Origin of the sequence: Acinetobacter sp. YH12144 (assembly GCF_013418345.1) — a bacterium.
In the GTDB taxonomy this organism is placed as follows: Bacteria; Pseudomonadota; Gammaproteobacteria; order Pseudomonadales; family Moraxellaceae; genus Acinetobacter; species Acinetobacter amyesii.
This window is the reverse complement of record NZ_VPCD01000008.1, coordinates 125532-145846: the sequence shown is the minus strand read 5'-3', so window position 1 is coordinate 145846 and position 20315 is coordinate 125532. Positions and strand designations below refer to the sequence as shown.

Sequence of the window (20315 nt, the reverse complement as noted above, 5' to 3'; positions counted from 1 at the left end):
TTCACTTTAGATAAGATCTAAACCGCGTGAAAGATCGCGAATAATATCATTAATATCTTCTAAACCAACAGATACGCGAATTAAACCTTCGCTAATCCCTGCTGCTTTTTTCGCTTCTGCTGACATTCTGCCATGAGAAGTCGTTGCAGGATGAGTAATTGTTGATTTTACATCCCCCAAATTACTTGTAATAGAAAGGAACTTAGTATTATCAATCACTGTCCAAGCGCCTTCACGTTCGCCTTTGGCAACAAACGATACAACTCCGCCAAAGCCTTTTTGTTGCTTTTTCGCCAACTCATGACCTTCGTGATTTGGAAGTCCCGCATAGTACACTTTTTCAACTTTCGGGTGTGCATCCAACCATTCAGCTAAAGTCTGAGCACTGGCACAGTGGGCTTTCATACGTAAGCTTAAAGTTTCTAGGCCTTTCAGGAAGATCCATGCATTGAATGGGCTCATCGAGTTACCCAGTGTACGAATAACACCTGTAATCTCTTCCATCAATTTTGCACTACCAACAACTGCACCACCTAGCGCACGACCTTGACCATCAATATATTTTGTTGATGAATAGATCACGAGGTCCGCACCAAATTTAATCGGTTGCTGTAACACTGGTGTACAGAAGGTATTATCGACTGCAAATAATGCGCCATGCGCATGTGCAATATCGGCAATGGCTTGTAAATCACCTACTTGAGCTAATGGGTTTGACGGTGTTTCAATAAACAATAGGCGTGTAGTTGGACGAATCGCTTGTTTCCAAGCATCTAAATCTTCCAAATCAACAAAAGTAACATCAACGCCAAATTTGATGACATATTTTTCAAACAGAGAAATGATCGAACCAAAGACAGCACGTGAACACACCACATGATCGCCAGCTTTCAAATATGCCAAAGTAATTGCGTGTACGCCCGCCATACCTGAACTTGTCGCAACCGCGGCTTCAGCACCATCCAAAACAGCTAAACGTTTTTCGAAAGTTTGTACAGTTGGATTGGTATAACGTGAATAGGTATTGCCTTCAATTTGACCTGAAAATTTTGCTGCGGCATCTGCTGCACTTTCACAAACAAATGATGAAGTCAGGAAAATTGGCTCGCTATGTTCACCCTCAAAAGTACGAGTATGACCTGTACGAATCGCTAAAGTCTCTAATTGGTATTCGATGTCGTCTTGTTGGCTCATCTGTATTACTCAGTCGCGAAGAACTGCCTTTGTGAAGAATTGCCAATATTTTGAGCGTCTAAGCTATTTAAGGTCAAGGTAAAATACGAAATTATCGCTTAGACTTCGACCAATCCTACAAGGACTTAGGCAATTGACAGTTATGCACCCTTTCAAACAGAAATTTCTAGCGCAGCAAAAGAAAATTAAACACCTGTCTACACGTGTGTTTAATGCAAAATCGCTGGTCCTTTCTCAATCAACACCCTATGAAGTAATTACTGAATATAAACATGCAAAAGTTCGGTATTACGCTTCGCCTGATCGTAAATACAAAGAACCCTTAGTGTTTGTTGCACCACTGGCCATCAATATGGCAATTTATGATTTGTATCCATATCGCTCATTGGTGAAACATTTTCAACACAGTGGCTTTGATGTCTATTTGTTGGAATGGGGAAAGTTGAACTATCAAGATCGATTCTTAAATTTTCTATCGTTTATTGATGATGTGATTCCACATTGTATTGATCAAATTTCTCAGCATGCAGATAGTCGATACATCTCGCTACATGGTTGGAGTATGGCTGGAGTCTTTGTCACGCTGTATACCGCATTACATCAACCTGAACATGTTAAAAATCTAATGGTGATGGGCGCGCCGATAGATAGCTATGCCTCAGGTCGTATCGGAAAGTTATTTCAAAAAACCAATCGCTTGCTTTCACGTAGTAAGAATTTACAAGATACGGTCTACACCGGGAAAATCCCTAAACATTTTATCCATACACCGGGTGTGCTCAATGCGATTGGCTTTAAAATCGTCGATCCAATGGGTTGGTTCAAAAGCCAAAAACAATTTCTTTCCAACTTAGATAATCTGCATGATCTGTATGAACATGCAACCATGGGCGATTTTCTCAATCACATGATTGACTATCCTGGTGGCATTAACCAAGACATGGTATTCAATGTTTGGCTGCAAAATCCGCTTAAAAACGGCATTATTCAATTGAAAGATAAAGTTATTCAATTAAAAAATATCCACTGTTCATTGTTAATTGGCGCGGGTTCTACCGATCAAATCGTTACGGCAGATGCAGCAAGTCCTTTAGGCGAATTGACAAGTAGTCAAGATGTCACGTTTACTCTCATTCCCGGTGGTCACCTCGGCCTGATGTTGAGTCAAAAAAGTGCCAATCAATTTTGGCCAACTTTGACCCAGTGGCTTACACAAAGATCCAGTTTATTGAAATAAAAATTTAGAGGGTAAAGTAAAGATGATTCAGTCAGTTGCATTTATTGGATTGGGCGCAATGGGTTCCCGTATGGCAGCGCACCTACCAAAACAGTTCGACACGGTTTATGTCTGGAATCGAAACTTTACCAAGGCAGAGCAACATGCTGCTGAATTTGGTACGCAAGCGGTTGCTTTAGAACAAGCAGTACAAGCGGACATTATTTTTTCTTGCCTACCCATCAGCCAAGATGTTGAAAATTTAATTGCGAGTGTGACGCTGAAATCAGGCTCGATTTGGGTCGACTGTACCAGCGGTGTGCCAGAATCTGCAAAAAAACTCGCTTCAGCCTTAAAGCAACAAAACGTTTCATTCTTAGACGCCCCTGTGAGTGGACAAACCATTGGCGCTGAAACGGGAACATTAACCGTCATGATTGGTGGTGACGCAGCAGCCTTTGAACGTGCATTACCTGCGATCCAAACATTTGGCAGACTGATTAAACATGTGGGTGAACCGGGTGCGGGTTTTGCTGTTAAAGCTGTAAACAACATGTTAATGGCTGTAAATCTTTGTGCAGTTGCTGAAGGATTCACCACCTTAAAAGCGCATGGCGTAGACTTACATGAAGCACTCGATTGTATAAATGCGTCGAGTGGTAAAAGTAATGTGACCGAAACGGTTTTACCGCAGCGCGTACTGAATCGTAGCTTCCCATTAACCTTTGCACTTCCATTACTTGCAAAAGATACGGGAATTGCTGTTGATCTGGTGCGACAAGCAAAACTTTCAGCGCCTGTGCTGTCTTTGACGCAAAACTTAATCCAAGCAGCAAGTGATCAAGCTGAAGAAAACAGTGATTTTTCAAGCGCTATGATTATGTATGAAAAATGGAGTAAAATTACAATTGAGTAATAACTCGCCATTGAATAACGATAAATAACCATCATATTGTACTCTAGTGTCATAACACACATTGTTACAAATGACAGAGGAAACTCGCATGAACAAATTTACCCTCGCAACTTTGCTAGGTGCTGTAACTTTAATCGGGGCTTCTACTGCTGTTTTAGCATCCGAGCAAGAATGCCAAAAGTTGAAAAATGACCATGACGTGATTTATGCATCGAAAGGTTTCTGCTTTAAAGATCCTGACGCTAAAGCGAAGTTTGGCAATGACAATTGCTACACAACTAAGCCTAAATTTTCAGAAAAAGAGCAACAACGACTTGACGCGATCAAAGATCGTCAGAAAGAATTGAATTGTAAATAATTACGATTCAATTCGCACAAGGAATTTAGCAATGACTTATGATGATCAAAATATTTTTGCTCGGATTTTACGTGGAGAACTTCCAGCGTTTAAAGTCTATGAAGATGATCAAGTACTCGCTTTTATGGATGTCATGCCACAGGCCGAAGGTCATACGCTCGTAATTCCTAAAACCCCTGCTATTACGCTGCTTGATTTAGATCCAGAAGCGGCTGCTTATACCATTCAGGTTGCTCAAAAAGTTGCGAAAGCAATGGAAAAAGCTTTAGACGTGAAAGGTATCGTATTGATGCAGTTGTCTGGCGCTGCTGCGGGTCAAACTGTTCCGCATGTACATTTCCACCTAATACCGACTTCAGTGCATGAATTAGGTAAACATGCCGCACAAATGGGCGATATGGAAAAAATTAAAGCCATTGGCGAAAAAATCAAAGCAGCATTTTAAGTTCAATTGAGTTTAAAGTGATGATCAATGGAGCTTCGGCTCCATTTTTTTATGTTTAGAATATTGTGCCAAGTCATTTTAACTGCAAAATTTAATATTTAAAAATAACTATAAGTATTTAATAAATATCAATCTTTATAAATAAAAATACAATTTAAACCAAAAATCACCTTTCACCGTTTTGAAATATTTCCTTAATAGAACTGTCTTATTTGTAATGAATACTTAGCGCCATTAGATAGCGAAATTACTTCTAGCCAAGCTACTGATAAAACATATTGATATGACTGGAAAAGTCTTCTGGAGCTTCAAATGAAAAAAACTCTATGTGCATTAGCAATCGGGGCAACAATTCTTACACCAATGATGGCATCTGCTGCAGATGTAAAAATTTATGGCCGTGCACATGTCTCTCTTGACTATCTAGATGATGGTAAAGATTACAACGAAGTTGGTCTTTCTTCTAATGCTTCACGCTTAGGCTTCAAAGTAGATCAAAAAATTAATGATGACCTCAACGTATTCGCTCAAATTGAGCAAGAAGTAAACTTTGCAAGCGGTAGCCAAGACAGCAAAGGTATAGATTTTTCAACACGTGACACATTCGTGGGTTTAAAAAGTTCAACTTATGGTCAAGCACGTGTAGGTCGTTTTGACAGCCCATTTAAAGTCGCACGTAGCCCTGTGAACTTCTTCGGTGACATGGTTGGTGACGTTCGTAACGTAACACGTGTCGGCAACTTAAAATTTGATGAACGTAATGAAAACACCATTGAATATAAATCGCCAAAATTTGGCGGTGGTTTCAATGTACTAGCTGCAATGTCGATGCATTCAGGTACACAAATTGACCGTGAAACAGATGGTGAAGGCAAAGATGACAACAAAGCCTATGACCTTGCTCTAACCTATAAAGAAGGTCCAATTGATTTTGCAGCAGCTTACGAAAAGTATGATGAAAATGCAGCAAACGCAGCTGGTGGTGCAAGTCGTGATGCATTCCGTATTGCCGGTGCATATAAATTAACCGAAGAATTTAACTTGGGTGCCTTATACCAAATTGCCAAACACGACAACGATACAGCCAACCCAGATGCGCAAGTTTTCGGTGTAGCTGGCGAATATAAAGTAACGCCTAAAACCTCAGTACGCGGTGAATACTTCTACCGTGACGTAAATGCTGATGATGCCAATGCAAGCTTGATCGGTGTGGGTGTAGAACATAAGTTGGATAGCACATTACGCGTATACGGCAACTTAGCAACTGTGCTTAACGACAAAAACTCTAAACTCAATCCTTGGAAAGAAGGTCGTAGCTTCGGTAACGGTATCTCAGGTATCGGTGATGAAAATGCAACTGCACTTTCTCTTGGTCTACGTTACGACTTCTAAGCTGCAATATCCCCCCCAAAAGACATACTCCGGTATGTCTTTTTTACTCTTAAATTCAAAAAAGAAGAGCAACAAAGATTAAATTATTAGAGAGAAGCAAGTTGAGTTCGCATTTTGCTTCCGACCGGTCAAAGTTGCATCATGAACTATACTCATCTCACTCAAGAACAAAGATATCAAATATACAACTCGTTATGCAGAGGTTTTTCTAAGGCTGTACTAGCTCAAATCTGATCTGACGGTTACCAATTGCTTAAGGCTGTACCGCTTAGTAACCACCTTCTGTTTTCATCACTTGGGTATCGGTTTTATACTTCGATAAAAGCTCTCGTAACGAATTCATGAGCACACTGGTATCGACACCCACAGCAACAAATTCTGTGCCTAACTCGATATACTTCTGAGTCGCATCATGTTGTGTCGACAAAATACCTGCTGCTTTTCCAGCCTTACGTATACGCTGAATCGCATCAATCACGGTTTTTTGTACTTCAGGATGGTTCGGATTCCCCTGATAACCCATAGTCGCCGACAAATCCACGGCACCAATAAATACTCCATCGATGCCTTCAATTTTCAGTATTTCTTCTAAGTTTTTAATCCCCTCAACCGACTCAATCTGAATCAGTAAACAGATATTTTCATGTGCAGTTGCATAGTAGTCTGGAATACTGTTCCAACGTGTTGCACGTGCTAATGCTGCACCTACTCCACGAATACCTTCAGGTGGATAACGTACGGCTTTAACCATAAGTTGAGCTTGTTCAACAGTTTCAACCATAGGAATCAGCAAGGTTTGCGCACCGATATCCAACAGTTGTTTAATCAGTTGCACACTCCCAATTGGAGGTCTAACCACGGCTTGCGAAGGATATGCAGCAATACTTTGCAATTGCGACAATGTCGTCCGCAAGTCACTTGGCGCATGCTCGCCATCAATCAGCAACCAGTCATAACCTGCATTTGCAGCTATTTCAGTCCCATAAGCATCGGCTAAACCGACCCACAAACCAATCTGCTGTTCGGTTTTTAATTTTTTCTTGAAATGATTGGTGTAATCCATCGCTGCTGTCTCATGCTTAAACTATGATTAACTACAATTAATTAAACGCCTTTTGGCAAAAACTACCAATAGCATTTATCTATCTTATGATTTTATATAACTCTAATTCGCACTTCATACAGCTTAAATCTGTTAATTTTTAGCCAATGTGTACAGCATATACGACTAAGATCTATCCTTGGAAAATTTTCTCCTTAGACCATTCGGCCGTTTATCCGCTAAACTACAGCAAACTATATCTGGAGATATTCGATGGATCTGTTAAACGTATCAAAACAACGCTATACCACAAAAGCTTATGATCCTGCTAAAAAAATTCCACAGGAACAATTTGAGCGTTTATTACAAATACTTCGTTTAGCACCATCTTCTATTAATATTCAGCCTTGGCATTTTTTTATTGCAGATAATGATGCAGCCAAACAACGCATTGCCAAAGCCTTAGTGGGTAAATATGCCTACAATGCCCCAAAAGTTTTAGATTCATCACATACGATTTTATTCTGTACCAAAGCAGACATCACTGCAGAGCATTTAGATAATCTTTTAAATCAGGATGATCGTAGTGGTCGCTTTAAAGATGACAAAGCCAAACAAGGTCAAAAAGACAGCCGTACAGGTTATGTCGATTATTATCGTAATGAAAAAGGTGATATTCAACGTTGGGCTGAAAACCAGACTTTTATTGCTTTAGGTCAAATGCTTTTGGCAGCAGGCATTGAGGGTGTGGATGCAACACCGATTGGTGGATTTGACGAAGCGATCATCTCTGAAGAATTGGGCTTAGTTGAACAAAACTTGATTCCTTCTGTACTGATGACTTTAGGCTATCGTAGTGAAAATGATTTCAATGCGAAATTACCTAAATCACGTCTAAATGCTGAAGAAATTTTTACACATCTTTAAGCTTTCCATAAAACCGACGAAAGGGGCAATTTTGCCTCTTTTTTGTCATTTCGGGACTTATTATTTAAACAATTATCGAGTATATTCTGCTCAAAATATACTCAGGTCTCTCCCTATGCCTACAGCTATAAAATTACCCATGAAATTTCATTGCGAAGCGTGCAATACGGTTTATTTACAAAAATATGCGGGCGATATGCTCCATAGCTATCCAAACTGCCCAAACTGTAAACAACCGGGTCAGTTACAAGGCACGATTGAAACTCAAGATTTCCTAAAACACCCCGTTGCAGTGGGTAAATGTTATTTTGAAAACACCTTACAACGTTTTCAACAACTCACACGTTAACTAAGCATCTAAAACTAAAAGCCCTCAAATCGAGGGCTTTTTTAATAACGACATATTTAGCAACAATGTGAAAATATAAAATTTATAAATTGGTCTGAACTTTGCTGAATAATTTGAATCAAAACAACGATTCAAGCAGAGGTGGGACATGTCATATTTACTACAAATGCCGATGAAGTTTGAATGCGGTCATTGCCATCAAATGTATCTGCATACTTATCAATATACTGATCATCACTGCCCTGAGTGTCCAACCTGTCGAGATCAAGGACTGCTCATGGGCGTGGCTGAGTGGGATGATTTGCTACAACACCCGATCGTTTTTGCTAAAAATTATCTTAGACAGACATGGCATATGCTAAGCAAACCACACTCATGATCCCTGCAATCAAACCAAATACGGTTGCGACTCTCAATTTTTCTTTAAAGATGATGAGGCCCGCAACCACACCTAAAACTACAACCAAAATATTCATGCCAGCAAAGACGATTGCAGGTGTGTCTTTAAGCAACATGTGGGCTTTCACATACAGTGCAATATTGGCAAAGTTTAAGAGACCTAAGCCCAATCCAGCGAGGATATTTTTTGTCTGCCCCAGACTGCCGTGTTGTACGATGTTATAAATACTCGAAAGTAGAAATGAACAAATAAACACCAGATTTAAAGTCACCGCAAACTGCATGCCCAAACCTGAGGCAAATTTTAATAGCACATCAATCAGTGCATAGCCTGCCCAAACGCTTAATAAAAATAAAATCCCCTGCTTTCCATCAATGCTTCCCTTACGCTGTGAAAATAAAATCAGCAATACCGCAAGTACACCAAGCGCAATACCAATGAGCTTAATGGCATTAAAATATTCACTGAAAATAAAATAGGCTGCGCTAAGAGAAAGCACAACCGATAAGCGCTGAGCCAATTCGGTTTTTAAAATACCTGCTGTTTGCAGTGAGCGTGCTAAGCAATAAAAAATCGTCGGCAGTAATACACCCAAAGCCGCAATTAAAACCCACGGCGTTTTATTAATCGAAATATGGGCTAGATCCGGCTTAAACCATAGAAAACATAAAATACTCGCAGATGCATAATTCCATGTGATCATTTGTGCAGGGTTAAAACCCCGATCACGACAGAGTTTTAGAATTACTGAAACGAGAACACTGCAAATCGCGGCAGCAAAGATCAATTCCATGACACGCTCTTATTCTTGAGTTGTATTTAAAGCAATTTTTCTAAGTTCAAATCAAAGAAAAGCCCACTTAATTGTGGGCTTTTCTTCAAAAATAATCTATCTCAAGACAAATTATTTATAGTGACTCACCATTTTCTCTAAAGAAATTGGACGAATCTTGTCAGCATTACCCGCTGTACCAAATGCTTCATAACGATCGATACAAATTTGTTTCATTGCATCAACAGTTGCAGAGAAGAATTTACGTGGGTCAAATTCAGCTGGTTTTTCAGCCATCATACGGCGCATAGCACCTGTAGATGCAAGACGTAAGTCAGTATCGATGTTAATTTTACGAACACCGTGTTTGATTGCGTCTACAAGTTGCTCTACTGGAACACCGTAAGTTTCGCCGATGTTACCACCGAATTCATTAATTACAGCCAACCATTCTTGTGGCACAGAGCTTGAACCGTGCATTACAAGATGCGTATTTGGTAACGCAGCGTGAATTTCTTTAATACGGTCAATCGCTAAGATGTCACCTGTAGGTGGACGAGTAAATTTGTACGCACCGTGTGAAGTACCCACTGCAATTGCAAGTGCGTCAACATTGGTATCTGCTACAAATGAACGCGCTTCTTCAACTGAAGTTAAAAGCTGAGAATGGTCAAGTACGCCTTCAGCGCCTACACCATCTTCTTCACCAGCCATACCAGTTTCAAGGCTACCTAAACAACCGATTTCGCCTTCTACTGAAACGCCACACGCATGTGCCATTTGAACAGTACGACGAGTCACGTCTACGTTGTATTCGTATGAAGTTGGTGTTTTACCGTCTTCACCTAATGAACCGTCCATCATCACTGATGAGAAGCCAAGTTGAATAGAACGTTGACATACATCAGGGCTAGTACCATGGTCTTGGTGCATAACCACAGGAATATGTGGCCATTCTTCGATTGCTGCCAAAATCAAATGACGCAAGAACGGAGCGCCTGCATACTTACGTGCACCTGCAGATGCTTGTACGATTACAGGTGAATTTGTTGCATCTGCTGCAAGCATAATTGCACGCATTTGTTCTAAGTTGTTTACGTTGAATGCTGGTACGCCGTAAGCATGTTCGCCGGCGTGATCCAAGAGCTGGCGCAATGAAATAAGAGCCATAATATCCTCCCAGGTAATGCCGCATATTCTACATGCTCAATCATTTCAATTCAGCAACAAATAACACTATTTAAAAAAAAATCCCTGCATTTGCAGGGACTTTTTAAATAAAGACAACAATCTTAGTGAGCTGCTGCTGCTGAAGCGGCTGTTTCAGCGTCAGCTGTTGCTTCGTCTGCAGGTGCATTTGCAATTTCAGCAGGAACATCTTGGTTCTTTTCATCCAATACTGGCTTATCAAGTTCATCAATGGCTTTTTGTTGTTCTGGTGTTGTTTGAGCATTATCTACGGCAACAGCAGATGCTTCTGATTCCGTTGGTGCAGACTCTTTTTTAGCACAAGCTGTCAAAGTTAATGGTGCGATTAAAAGTACAGCAAGTGCAAGTTTTAAGTTCATCGTTGTTTCCTACTACTGCGAATTAGGTGTTGCGATGAATTTTATTGCAGAAATATTGCACTTTGATGACGGCAAAATGAATAGACCATAAAAAAAGGCTGACCGAAGCCAACCTTTTTTAATACTGTATTATCTTATTGATAATGCTTCATTAAGCACGTTCGATAAGCGCTGCTACAGCAGGAAGAGTTTTACCTTCAACGAATTCAAGGAAAGCACCACCACCAGTCGAGATGTAACCAATATTGTCTGCAACTTCATATTTATCAATTGCAGCAAGCGTGTCACCACCACCCGCGATCGAGAAGCCTTCAGATTCTGCAATCGCTAAAGACAATGCTTTGGTGCCTTCGCCGAATTGATCAACTTCAAACACACCTACTGGACCATTCCATAGAATAGTTTTTGAAGTTTTCAAGATTTCTGCAAATGCTTTTGCAGTTTCAGGGCCCACATCCAAAATCATGTCGTTGTCTGTTACATCTTCAACTTTTTTCACGACAGCTTTAGCAGCAGCTAATGAACCGAGGAAGTCTGCAAAATCAATTTCAGCAGCATCAGCAACAACAACATCTGTTGGAAGTGGTACAGATACTTTTGCAGCAATGGCTTTTGCTGTGTCGATCAGGTCATTTTCACAAAGTGATTTACCAACATTGAAGCCTGCAGCAGCTAAGAATGTATTGGCAATACCACCACCCACGATCAATTGATCACAGATGTCAGATAGTGAAGTTAATACATCTAATTTAGTAGAAACTTTTGAGCCTGCAACAATCGCAACCATTGGTTTTGCAGGAGTTTTAAGTGCACGGCCTAGTGCATCAAGCTCAGCAGCAAGTAAAGGACCTGCAGCAGCCACTTTTGCACAACGTGCTACGCCTTCAGTCGATGCTTCTGCACGGTGAGCCGTACCAAATGCATCCATTACGTAAACATCACAAAGTGCTGCGTATTTAGCAGATAATTCAGGATTGTTTTTCTTTTCACCCACGTTGAAACGGCAGTTTTCAAGTAAAACCACTTGACCTGGCGCAACGTCAACACCGTCCAAATAGTCAGTGATCAGTTGAACGTCCTGACCCAACGCCTCTGTTAAATAAGCAGCTACAGGTGCTAGAGACTGTTCTGCTTTAGGCTCACCTTCAACAGGACGACCTAAGTGTGAATACACCATTACAGCAGCACCTTTTTCTACAGCTGCTTTAATTGTTGGCAACGCCGCACGTAAACGTGCATCGCTTGTAATCACGCCATTTTTAACTGGTACGTTAAGATCTTCACGGATCAGAACACGTTTACCCGCCAAATCTAGGTCAGTCATACGCTGAAAGTTCATGCATTACTCTCTTTTATTGATATCAAAACGCGACGATTTTAAATGATTATGCAGAAAAACGTTAGCTTCTTTTGCAGAAAAGCTATGTAGAGCCAAAGTTTTGTTATGATAGCGAAAAGCCTTATAAAGATTCAGCGCTTATGTCGATTCATCCAGACCCAAATATTAATCGTTTAAATGTTTTAGGCGAACCCTTGGCAAGCTGTTGTTTTGATCCGATTACCGGATATTTTAGAAATGGCTTTTGCCATACAGCAACAACAGACCTTGGTCAGCATACGATGTGTGCACAAATGACATCTGAATTTTTAAACTTTTCCCAAAAAGTTGGCAATGACCTAATCACACCCTTACCCGAAGTTGGTTTTCCAGGACTACAACCTGGTGACTTCTGGTGTATCTGTGTGACTCGCTGGGTGGAAGCGTATCAAGAAGGATTTGCCCCACCTATTAAAATACAAGCGTGTCACCAAGCGGCGCTGTCTTATGTGCCGCTTGATGTACTTATGGAATATGCAGTGTAATGAGTCCTCCCAAAATCATTTTGGCTTCTAGCAGCCAAACCCGTAAAGACCTGATGGACCGTTTACGGATTGATTACCACTCAATCGTACCAGATATAGACGAAACACCTCGCGGTGAAAACCACGCCGATGAGTTAGCAAAGCGACTGGCATTTGAAAAAGCTTCTGCGATTGCAAACCAACACCCAGACGCAATTGTGATTGGTTCTGACCAAGTCGCATGGCGCGAAGGCGCACCAGATATTTTTATTGGTAAACCGCTTTGCGATGAAAAAGCCGTTAAGCAGCTTCAAGCCAATTCAGACAAAATCGTTTATTTCAGTACTGCACTCAGTGTCCAACAAAAATCGATAGGTTTTGAACAAACCCTTGTCGAGCACTATAAAGTGAAGTTTCGCAAACTTAGCTTGCCTGAAATTGAACGTTATGTTCAGGTTGAACAGCCGCTACACTGCGCTGGCAGTTTTAAGTGTGAAAGTTTAGGGATTAGCTTATTTGAAGAAATGATCGGGCAAGACCAAACCACACTCATGGGTATGCCGATGATTAAACTCTGCAATATTTTGCGTGAGCTTAAGATTTTAGTCCCATAATTTTAAAATTATTATCTGTTACAGCATAATAAACACATCATTAGCTCTTTATGGGCTAATGATTAAAAAGTCACTTACTTATTTATTACAACCAAGAACTGAAAACATGAAAACGTTTAATTTAATTTCATCTAGCCTCATTAGCATTAGCCTTCTATTTTGTTCGACAAACGGTCATACCAATACAGTGAATCAAACTGTGACCAACTCTCAGCAATACAATAAAAACTTAGTCAATGAATGGGTTCAATATAAATTTATCTTTGCTGAATTAGAACAACAAGGCGCTGCAATGCAGGAGCAAATCATTCAACAGCTAGGGACTAAAACCAAAACCGGTGGTAGTAGCACGCCAGAACAACAAATCAATAAACTGGTTGCTCTAGGCAAACAAAAATTTGAAAGCATTCAACCACAAACAGTTGAAGTGAAAAAACTTCTAAAACTACAAACCGAAAATGTTGAAATGATGGCAAAAGTCATGCCGAATCATTTCAAATTAATGTCTGACAAAGAAAATACTAAAATTGACACCAATGCACATTTTGAGCAATTCATGAAATTTTCAGCGACAACGGCTGCTGCCAATAGCTATGATTTGGAAGTTGAAAAATTAGTCATGCAATATCTCAAAGACAATCCTTTAAAATAGTCTCAAGCTAATCGAAATAATTTAATGAAATAGAGCCTTGCTAAAAACAGGAATCTCAAGGGACAATATATCCATTAAAATTGTATGTATTTAGTTATGGCTCATTCTCTTGACATCCTCGGCGGCATAAGCGCTGAACAATTCCTTGCCGAATATTGGCAAAAAAAACCATTATTGGTTCGTAATGCACTCCCTGAAATTGCCCAAATACTTGAACCTAAAGACGTTCTTGAATTGGCTTTAGAAGACAATGTCACTGCACGTCTCATCAAACAAAAAGATCGTGATCCTAACCAATGGACAGTGAAATCTTCTCCACTACTTAAAGCCGATTTTCAAAAAATGCCGAAACTGTGGACTTTATTGGTTCAAGCTGTCGATCATTATTCTTTTGACCTAGCCGAGCTTTGGAAGCAGTTTTCATTTATTCCGCAATGGCGTCGTGATGACATCATGGTGTCATATGCACAAAAAGGTGGCTCTGTCGGGCAACATTTTGATTTTTACGATGTATTCCTCGTACAAGGCTATGGTCACCGCCGTTGGCAATTAGGTCAGATGTGTGATGCAGATACTTCATTTGTCGAAGGTCAACCGCTTCGCTTACTGCCAGAAATGGACGTTCATTTTGATGAAGTGCTTGCTCCCGGCGACTTACTTTATGTACCACCAGGCCTATCACACTATGGCGTAGCTGAAGATGAATGTCTGACGTATTCATTTGGCTTCCGCATGCCAAATGTCACTGAAATGATGGATCGAGTGACAGACAAATTCACAGACAATCCTCTACTTAAAAATCCATTAACTGACATTTTACGTGACCAAATCAGTGCGATTGGCCAAGTGACTGAAAATGAACTTGAGTATTTAAAAGAAAAGTTATTTGAACAATTGCAAAATTTAACCGTACTTGAAGATGCAATCATGAGCTTAATGTCAGAACCTAAATATCCTGACAATATTCCTGAAGCAGAAGAAATCGGCACTGGTGATTTAGAGGAAGCTCTAGATCAAGGCTATCAACTCATGTTAGAACCTGCTTCACGCTTACTTTACACAGAGCAAGATGGTGATATTTTGTTTTGGGCAAATGGTGAAGGAATCTGTATCTCAGACGAATTTGCAGTGCATTTAAAAACCATTGCCGATGGCCAAAGTCTAGCGCTAGACGAATCTTTATATGATGCTGATATCTTAGAAGATATTGCCATGCTATTAAATGAATCTGTGCTGATGCTCGTCCCAACGGAAGCTGAATAAACTCAATAAAAAGGGAGCGTCATGCTCCCTTTTTATACTGCTGAATAGCATTATTTTCGCTTTCTACGATTTAAAAAATCTTCGACTTGATCGGCTTTTTTTTCCACGATGACGTGATAAACCCATACTATCAACAACACCAGTCCAATAAACCACAGATAGCGCATTACGCTGTATTTAAGGTGAAGACATAGACTAGAATGTGGTGATCGTAGATACCATCGGAATTCAAATATAAAAGCCTAAAAACAAAAGCGAAGCTATGGTGACAAGAAAAAAGGCACATATTTTCAAAGTTTAAGTCATTATTCATCGCAGATTCAAATCCCAAGTGCGACACATTTGTAGTTAGTTGAAAAAGTTAGATGTATTCATAGAATCATTAGACTTTTTCAACTCGCAATTGGAAAGCACACAATGAAGAAATACACCCAACTTTCTCAAGATGAAAGATACAAAATTTATGCTACTTTGAAAAGTAAAAGTTCAATCGCTACCCTTGCTCGGGAATTAGGACGTTCACGATCAACCATCTACCGTGAATTAAAAAGAAATACTGGGCAACGTGGATATAGAGCTCAACAGGCAGCTAAATTTGCAAGTCAAAGACGGTACCGTCCTTCATCATCAATGACAGCATTTGCCTTCGCTTATATTGATTATTTGATTGGTTTGGACTGGTCACCCGAACAAATTTCAGGTGCTTTAACACAACGCGATTGGCTGGATGTACCTTCACATGAGTGGATTTACCAGTACATTTATCAAGATAAATCAAAAGGCGGTAAACTTCATCTACATTTAAGGCATCAGAAGAAATATCGAAAACGCGGTTACAAAAACACGGATCGTAGGGGTCAAATCATTGATAAAACAAGTATTCACTGCCGACACCAGGTCATTGATCAACGACAACGTTTAGGAGATTTCGAAGGTGACACGGTGATTGGTAAACATCATAAAGGTGCTTTATTGACTCTCGTTGATCGAAAGAGCCTGTATGTACATATTGTTCATTTAGGGCCAACGAGAGCATCCCCTCAAACGATTACTTATGCATTAGATCGTTTACGAATGAGCCATGCTTATAGCGTGACATTTGATAATGGCAAAGAATTTTCCGAACACAAAAGAATTACTGATACCGGCATAGAGGCGTATTTCGCTGACCCTTACAAGTCTATTCAGCGAGCTAGAAATGAAAATACGAATGGTTTAATCCGTCAATATCTGCCAAAATCATCATCGTTTGATGACGTGTCAAACGAACAAATAGAGCAGATAGAATTTGCACTCAACCATCGTCCTAGAAAAACACTAGGTTGGTATACACCGAGTGAAGTTATGGCTGGTTTTTATACTGTTGCACTTGCTGCTTGAATCCGCCATTTTAAAAAAATTTAAAGTCAAATATCACAATCATGGTTTTTTTTACATACTTTATCCCAGTATTCATAATCTTTTGAATTATTTAGTTTTTTATAATAAAGTCTTAAGTTGTAAATAGCATCAGGGTTCCCATTTATTGCTAATGGTTTTATTATTTCAATAGCTGTATTAATATTAGCTCCCACACCATACCCTTTAAAATATAATGTTGCTAATTGGATCTCCGCTAGAGAATAATTTTGATTTGCCGATAAAGTGTACCACTTGAAAGCCGCCTTAAAATCCTTATTAACCCCTATTCCTTCAAAATACATTTGCCCAATATTAAACTGCGCATCTGGATTACCTAGCAAAGCAGCCTTCTTATAATATTTCAGTGCCTTTTCTAAATCTACATCATAACCATAGCCATAATTATACATCACACCTATTAAATTAAAGGCTGGCGCGAAATTATCATTTTCAATCTCCTTAAAAATTGATGCTGCTTCTGTATAATATCCTTGCTCTAATCGAACTCTTCCTACATTATAAATAGCTGGAATATAATTTTCATTTCCAGCTTCAGCATAATATTTTAATGCAGAATCTAAATTTTTATCGACATAAATTCCATTCTCATAAAAATTCCCAAGCTCATTTTTAGCATAACTACTAATATTATTTACGTTTTCTAAAGTTAATAATTTTTTATATGCTTTTTCATACTTTTTCTTTTCAAGCAGACCTTTATACTCATTCAAAATATTTTTTTCTTGCTGTTCGGATAAAATTAATGGTTCAGATGAGCTTGATGAACAAGAGCTTAAAAAAAATACTATAACTAAAGGTAAAAAATATAATCTAAAGTTCATAACTAATCCGTGAATTCAATATCACTTATTTCTTAATATTTTATAAAAGTCGTTTAAACCTAATAACAGATTAAACTTACAATATTCTAATTAATCAAATTTAAACACGTATAAAATTCGCAATATACTTTTAATAATAAAATAAGGGCTGATAAATCAGCCCTTATTTTCAACTACTTAATCAATTAAGACAATTGAGCAGCAGCAATTTTCTTAGTATCAACATCTTTAGAAGCGTCAGTATAGTCGCTCATTTTGTCGAAGCTTAAGTATTGGTAGATGTCAGCAGACATGCTATCAATTTGAGCTGCGTATTCTTGGTACTCAGCTGGAGTTGGTAATTTACCAAGTACAGCAGCAACAGAAGCAAGCTCAGCAGAAGCTAAGTAAACGTTCGCACCTTGACCTAGACGGTTCGGGAAGTTACGAGTAGAAGTCGATACACAAGTAGTGTTCGGAGCTACACGTGCTTGGTTACCCATACATAATGAACAACCTGGCATTTCTGTACGAGCGCCAGCTTTACCATAGATGTTGTAGAAACCTTCTTCCATCAATTGACGTTCGTCCATACGAGTTGGAGGAGCCAACCATAGACGAGTAGATAAAGAACCACCAGGAACTTTGTCTAGAAGTTTACCAGCCGCACGGAAGTGACCAATGTTAGTCATACATGAACCAACGAATACTTCGTCAATTTTTGTACCAGCAACGTCAGAAAGCAATTTAGCGTCATCTGGGTCGTTCGGGCAGCAAAGAACTGGTTCAGTAATTGTAGAAAGGTCAATTTCATACACTTTAGTGTATTCAGCATCTGGATCTGCTTTGATTAGGCTTGGGTTCGCTAACCATTTCTCCATGTTTTCTACACGGCGCGCCATAGTACGAGCATCGCCATAACCTTCAGAAATCATCCATTTCAACATAGTAATGTTTGATTTAAGGTATTCAGCAACTTTCTCTTCAGAAAGCGTGATAGAACAACCAGCAGCTGAACGTTCAGCAGAAGCGTCAGAAAGTTCGAACGCTTGCTCAACAGTAAGGTCAGTTTCCATTTCTGTAAGGTCGATCTCAAGGATACGGCCAGAGAAGATGTTCTTCTTACCTTTTTTCTCTACAGTTAAGTCGCCTTCTTGGATCGCAACGTAAGGAATCGCATGTACTAGGTCACGTAGAGTGATACCAGGTTGCATTTTACCTTTGAACTTAACAAGAACAGACTCAGGCATGTCTAGTGGCATAACGCCAGTTGCAGCAGCAAACGCTACAAGACCAGAACCCGCTGGGAATGAAATACCGATTGGGAAACGAGTATGCGAGTCACCACCAGTACCAACTGTATCTGGAAGAAGCATACGGTTTAACCAAGAGTGGATAATACCATCACCTGGACGTAGAGAAACACCACCACGGTTCATAATGAAATCAGGAAGCGTGTGCTGCATTTGAACGTCAACTGGTTTTGGATACGCAGCTGTATGACAGAAAGATTGCATAACTAGGTCAGCAGAGAAGCCTAGGCAAGCAAGATCTTTAAGTTCGTCACGAGTCATTGGACCTGTTGTATCTTGAGAACCAACAGTAGTCATCTTAGGTTCACAGTAAGTACCTGGAAGTACACCTTGACCTTCAGGAAGACCACAAGCGCGACCAACCATTTTTTGAGCTTGAGTGAAGCCTTTACCAGTAGCTGCAGGTTGAACTGGAGTACGGAATAAAGTTGAAGGTGCAAGACCAAGAGCTTCACGAGCTTTAGTTGTTAAACCACGACCAACGATAAGGTTGATACGGCCACCAGCACGTACTTCATCTAAAAGAACTGGAGTTTTAAGTTCAGATTCAGCGATTTGAACGCCGTCTTTGAACGCCGTTACTTTAGCAGCAGCGTGGTCGATTTTAAGCGTGATTTCGTCGCCCATGTTCATGTTTTGAACATCGATTTCTACTGGCAATGCACCAGCATCTTCCATAGTGTTGAAGAAAATCGGAGCGATTTTAGAACCTAAGCAATAACCACCGTCTTTTTTGTTCGGAATGTGAGCAATTTCGTCACCAAAGAACCAAAGTACAGAGTTAGTTGCTGACTTACGAGAAGAACCAGTACCAACAACGTCACCTACGTAAGCAACTTGGTTGCCTTTCGCGATAAGCTCTTTGATTTGGCTAAGTGGACCAACTTCGCCAGGAACTTCTGGATTGATACCGTCACGTACGTTTTTAAGCATTGCGTTAGCATGTAACGGAATGTCTGGACGGCTCCACGCGTCTTGTGCAGGTGACAAGTCGTCTGTGTTCGTTTCGCCAGTTACTTTGAAAACTGTAAGTTTGATTTCTTCAGGAACGTCTTTACGGCTAGTGAACCATTCAGCATCTGCCCAAGATTGCATAACTGCTTGTGCATTCGCATTGCCCGCTTTTGCTTTATCAGCAACGTCGTGGAACGCATCAAATACAAGAAGAGTTTTCTTAAGTGCGTCAGCAGCTAATTCAGCAAGCTCTGCATCATCAAGAAGTGCAACTAAAGGAGCAACGTTATAACCACCAAGCATAGTACCTAGTAGGTAAACCGCACGTTCTTTAGTTACTAGTGGAGAAGTCGCTTCACCTTTTGCCAAAGCAGCTAAGAAAGCAGCTTTAACGTATGCAGCTTGGTCAACACCCGCTGGAACACGGTTTTCTAGTAAATCAACTAAAAATGCTTCTTCGCCAGCTGGTGGGTTTTTTAATAATTCAACTAATGCAGCTGTTTGAGCATCGTCAAGTGGCTTCGGTGGGACTCCGAGTGCGGCACGTTCTTCAACGTGTTGGCGGTAAGCTTCTAGCACGGTGTTATTCCTCTTTTTTAAAAAATTATTTACGCATTCCTGCTTTAAATAAAGCTACGCAAATAATATGGACTGCTAAATTTTACTAAAATTCCAGTTAAAAGTTAATGCACTACAAGTGTTTCTTCGTGATGCCCGTTATTTTATAAATAAATGATCCTCATATCGTTTATACATTAAGCAAAATCAATACTTAGAACACGCTTTTCTTGCGCATATTAACTTTTGACTAAAATTAACCATCAAAAAACAGGCAACTAAATGTTGCCTGTTTTTATCAGTATTGGATATTCCACC

The 20315-nt window shown here is 39.8% G+C and carries 20 protein-coding genes; 12 read left to right on the top strand and 8 right to left on the bottom strand.

Going from position 1 to position 20315, the window contains the following annotated elements:
- Positions 1-6 precede the first annotated feature (6 nt).
- Complete coding sequence (locus tag FTU79_RS07225) at positions 7-1194, bottom strand: O-succinylhomoserine sulfhydrylase (protein WP_168379669.1); 1188 nt, start codon at positions 1192-1194, stop codon at positions 7-9.
- Positions 1195-1336: 142 nt separating this feature from the next.
- Here FTU79_RS07225 and FTU79_RS07220 point away from each other — a divergent pair, with 142 nt between their 5' ends.
- The 5 genes from FTU79_RS07220 to FTU79_RS07200 all read left to right on the top strand — a co-directional run bounded on the left by FTU79_RS07220 (position 1337) and on the right by FTU79_RS07200 (position 5521).
- Positions 1337-2431, top strand: a complete 1095-nt coding sequence (locus FTU79_RS07220) for an alpha/beta fold hydrolase (protein ID WP_180049413.1) — start codon at positions 1337-1339, stop codon at positions 2429-2431.
- A gap of 22 nt (positions 2432-2453) precedes the next feature.
- Complete coding sequence (locus FTU79_RS07215) at positions 2454-3326, top strand: NAD(P)-dependent oxidoreductase (RefSeq protein WP_180005093.1); 873 nt, start codon at positions 2454-2456, stop codon at positions 3324-3326.
- A gap of 88 nt (positions 3327-3414) precedes the next feature.
- Positions 3415-3684, top strand: coding sequence for a YARHG domain-containing protein (locus FTU79_RS07210; protein ID WP_078188510.1), 270 nt, complete (start codon positions 3415-3417; stop codon positions 3682-3684).
- Between the two features lie 31 nt (positions 3685-3715).
- Positions 3716-4129, top strand: a complete 414-nt coding sequence (locus FTU79_RS07205) for an HIT family protein (protein WP_180049412.1) — start codon at positions 3716-3718, stop codon at positions 4127-4129.
- A 312-nt stretch (positions 4130-4441) separates the two neighbouring features.
- On the top strand, positions 4442-5521 hold the full coding sequence (locus FTU79_RS07200; protein WP_180049411.1) for a porin: 1080 nt from the start codon (positions 4442-4444) through the stop codon (positions 5519-5521).
- Between the two features lie 268 nt (positions 5522-5789).
- Here FTU79_RS07200 and hpaI read toward each other — a convergent pair whose 3' ends face one another.
- On the bottom strand, positions 5790-6584 hold the full coding sequence (gene hpaI / locus FTU79_RS07195) for a 4-hydroxy-2-oxoheptanedioate aldolase (protein ID WP_180049410.1): 795 nt from the start codon (positions 6582-6584) through the stop codon (positions 5790-5792).
- A 252-nt stretch (positions 6585-6836) separates the two neighbouring features.
- Here hpaI and nfsB point away from each other — a divergent pair, with 252 nt between their 5' ends.
- Positions 6837-7490 carry an oxygen-insensitive NAD(P)H nitroreductase gene (gene nfsB / locus FTU79_RS07190; protein WP_180049408.1) on the top strand — a complete coding sequence of 218 codons (654 nt, stop codon included), beginning with the start codon at positions 6837-6839 and terminating at the stop codon, positions 7488-7490.
- 115 nt (positions 7491-7605) lie between these two features.
- Positions 7606-7839: a hypothetical protein gene (locus FTU79_RS07185; RefSeq protein ID WP_078188692.1), complete on the top strand. Its 234-nt coding sequence runs from the start codon at positions 7606-7608 to the stop codon at positions 7837-7839.
- Between the two features lie 338 nt (positions 7840-8177).
- Here FTU79_RS07185 and FTU79_RS07180 read toward each other — a convergent pair whose 3' ends face one another.
- The 4 genes from FTU79_RS07180 to FTU79_RS07165 all read right to left on the bottom strand — a co-directional run bounded on the left by FTU79_RS07180 (position 8178) and on the right by FTU79_RS07165 (position 11918).
- Positions 8178-9032: an EamA family transporter gene (locus FTU79_RS07180; RefSeq protein WP_180049406.1), complete on the bottom strand. Its 855-nt coding sequence runs from the start codon at positions 9030-9032 to the stop codon at positions 8178-8180.
- Between the two features lie 111 nt (positions 9033-9143).
- Positions 9144-10181: a class II fructose-bisphosphate aldolase gene (fba, locus tag FTU79_RS07175; RefSeq protein ID WP_078188695.1), complete on the bottom strand. Its 1038-nt coding sequence runs from the start codon at positions 10179-10181 to the stop codon at positions 9144-9146.
- Between the two features lie 122 nt (positions 10182-10303).
- Positions 10304-10579: a hypothetical protein gene (locus FTU79_RS07170; protein WP_078193510.1), complete on the bottom strand. Its 276-nt coding sequence runs from the start codon at positions 10577-10579 to the stop codon at positions 10304-10306.
- 151 nt (positions 10580-10730) lie between these two features.
- Positions 10731-11918 carry a phosphoglycerate kinase gene (locus tag FTU79_RS07165; protein WP_180049405.1) on the bottom strand — a complete coding sequence of 396 codons (1188 nt, stop codon included), beginning with the start codon at positions 11916-11918 and terminating at the stop codon, positions 10731-10733.
- A gap of 140 nt (positions 11919-12058) precedes the next feature.
- On the opposite strand from FTU79_RS07165, the gene FTU79_RS07160 reads away from it, so the two are divergent.
- From FTU79_RS07160 to FTU79_RS07140, 5 genes are all read left to right on the top strand, one after another.
- Entirely contained in the window at positions 12059-12442 is a 384-nt protein-coding gene (locus FTU79_RS07160; RefSeq protein WP_078188698.1) for a DUF2237 family protein, read from the top strand.
- On the top strand, positions 12442-13035 hold the full coding sequence (locus FTU79_RS07155) for a nucleoside triphosphate pyrophosphatase (protein WP_180049404.1): 594 nt from the start codon (positions 12442-12444) through the stop codon (positions 13033-13035). The genes FTU79_RS07160 and FTU79_RS07155 overlap by 1 nt, the downstream gene beginning before the upstream one ends.
- Positions 13036-13141: 106 nt before the next feature.
- Positions 13142-13687: a hypothetical protein gene (locus FTU79_RS07150; RefSeq protein WP_168379856.1), complete on the top strand. Its 546-nt coding sequence runs from the start codon at positions 13142-13144 to the stop codon at positions 13685-13687.
- A 96-nt stretch (positions 13688-13783) separates the two neighbouring features.
- The gene (locus FTU79_RS07145) at positions 13784-14950 is read left to right on the top strand and encodes a cupin domain-containing protein (RefSeq protein ID WP_180049403.1); all 1167 of its coding nucleotides are present in this window, start codon (positions 13784-13786) and stop codon (positions 14948-14950) included.
- 417 nt (positions 14951-15367) lie between these two features.
- Positions 15368-16330, top strand: coding sequence for an IS30 family transposase (locus tag FTU79_RS07140; RefSeq protein ID WP_180022727.1), 963 nt, complete (start codon positions 15368-15370; stop codon positions 16328-16330).
- A 26-nt stretch (positions 16331-16356) separates the two neighbouring features.
- Here the strand turns inward: FTU79_RS07140 and FTU79_RS07135 are convergent, their stop codons facing one another.
- Together FTU79_RS07135 and FTU79_RS07130 are read right to left on the bottom strand one after the other, a co-directional pair.
- Positions 16357-17193 carry a tetratricopeptide repeat protein gene (locus FTU79_RS07135; RefSeq protein WP_180007286.1) on the bottom strand — a complete coding sequence of 279 codons (837 nt, stop codon included), beginning with the start codon at positions 17191-17193 and terminating at the stop codon, positions 16357-16359.
- A gap of 185 nt (positions 17194-17378) precedes the next feature.
- Complete coding sequence (locus tag FTU79_RS07130; protein WP_180007287.1) at positions 17379-20018, bottom strand: bifunctional aconitate hydratase 2/2-methylisocitrate dehydratase; 2640 nt, start codon at positions 20016-20018, stop codon at positions 17379-17381.
- Positions 20019-20315 lie beyond the last annotated feature (297 nt).

Coding starts and splice junctions, on each gene's coding strand:
- FTU79_RS07205 (WP_180049412.1), top strand. CDS start 3,716: ATGACTTATGATGATCAAAATATTTTTGCTCGGATTTTACGTGGAGAA.
- FTU79_RS07180 (WP_180049406.1), bottom strand. CDS start 9,032: ATGGAATTGATCTTTGCTGCCGCGATTTGCAGTGTTCTCGTTTCAGTA.
- FTU79_RS07145 (WP_180049403.1), top strand. CDS start 13,784: ATGGCTCATTCTCTTGACATCCTCGGCGGCATAAGCGCTGAACAATTC.
- FTU79_RS07210 (WP_078188510.1), top strand. CDS start 3,415: ATGAACAAATTTACCCTCGCAACTTTGCTAGGTGCTGTAACTTTAATC.
- fba (WP_078188695.1), bottom strand. CDS start 10,181: ATGGCTCTTATTTCATTGCGCCAGCTCTTGGATCACGCCGGCGAACAT.
- FTU79_RS07135 (WP_180007286.1), bottom strand. CDS start 17,193: ATGAACTTTAGATTATATTTTTTACCTTTAGTTATAGTATTTTTTTTA.
- FTU79_RS07225 (WP_168379669.1), bottom strand. CDS start 1,194: ATGAGCCAACAAGACGACATCGAATACCAATTAGAGACTTTAGCGATT.
- FTU79_RS07150 (WP_168379856.1), top strand. CDS start 13,142: ATGAAAACGTTTAATTTAATTTCATCTAGCCTCATTAGCATTAGCCTT.
- FTU79_RS07140 (WP_180022727.1), top strand. CDS start 15,368: ATGAAGAAATACACCCAACTTTCTCAAGATGAAAGATACAAAATTTAT.
- FTU79_RS07165 (WP_180049405.1), bottom strand. CDS start 11,918: ATGAACTTTCAGCGTATGACTGACCTAGATTTGGCGGGTAAACGTGTT.
- FTU79_RS07160 (WP_078188698.1), top strand. CDS start 12,059: ATGTCGATTCATCCAGACCCAAATATTAATCGTTTAAATGTTTTAGGC.
- hpaI (WP_180049410.1), bottom strand. CDS start 6,584: ATGGATTACACCAATCATTTCAAGAAAAAATTAAAAACCGAACAGCAG.
- FTU79_RS07170 (WP_078193510.1), bottom strand. CDS start 10,579: ATGAACTTAAAACTTGCACTTGCTGTACTTTTAATCGCACCATTAACT.
- FTU79_RS07220 (WP_180049413.1), top strand. CDS start 1,337: ATGCACCCTTTCAAACAGAAATTTCTAGCGCAGCAAAAGAAAATTAAA.
- FTU79_RS07215 (WP_180005093.1), top strand. CDS start 2,454: ATGATTCAGTCAGTTGCATTTATTGGATTGGGCGCAATGGGTTCCCGT.
- nfsB (WP_180049408.1), top strand. CDS start 6,837: ATGGATCTGTTAAACGTATCAAAACAACGCTATACCACAAAAGCTTAT.
- FTU79_RS07155 (WP_180049404.1), top strand. CDS start 12,442: ATGAGTCCTCCCAAAATCATTTTGGCTTCTAGCAGCCAAACCCGTAAA.
- FTU79_RS07185 (WP_078188692.1), top strand. CDS start 7,606: ATGCCTACAGCTATAAAATTACCCATGAAATTTCATTGCGAAGCGTGC.
- FTU79_RS07200 (WP_180049411.1), top strand. CDS start 4,442: ATGAAAAAAACTCTATGTGCATTAGCAATCGGGGCAACAATTCTTACA.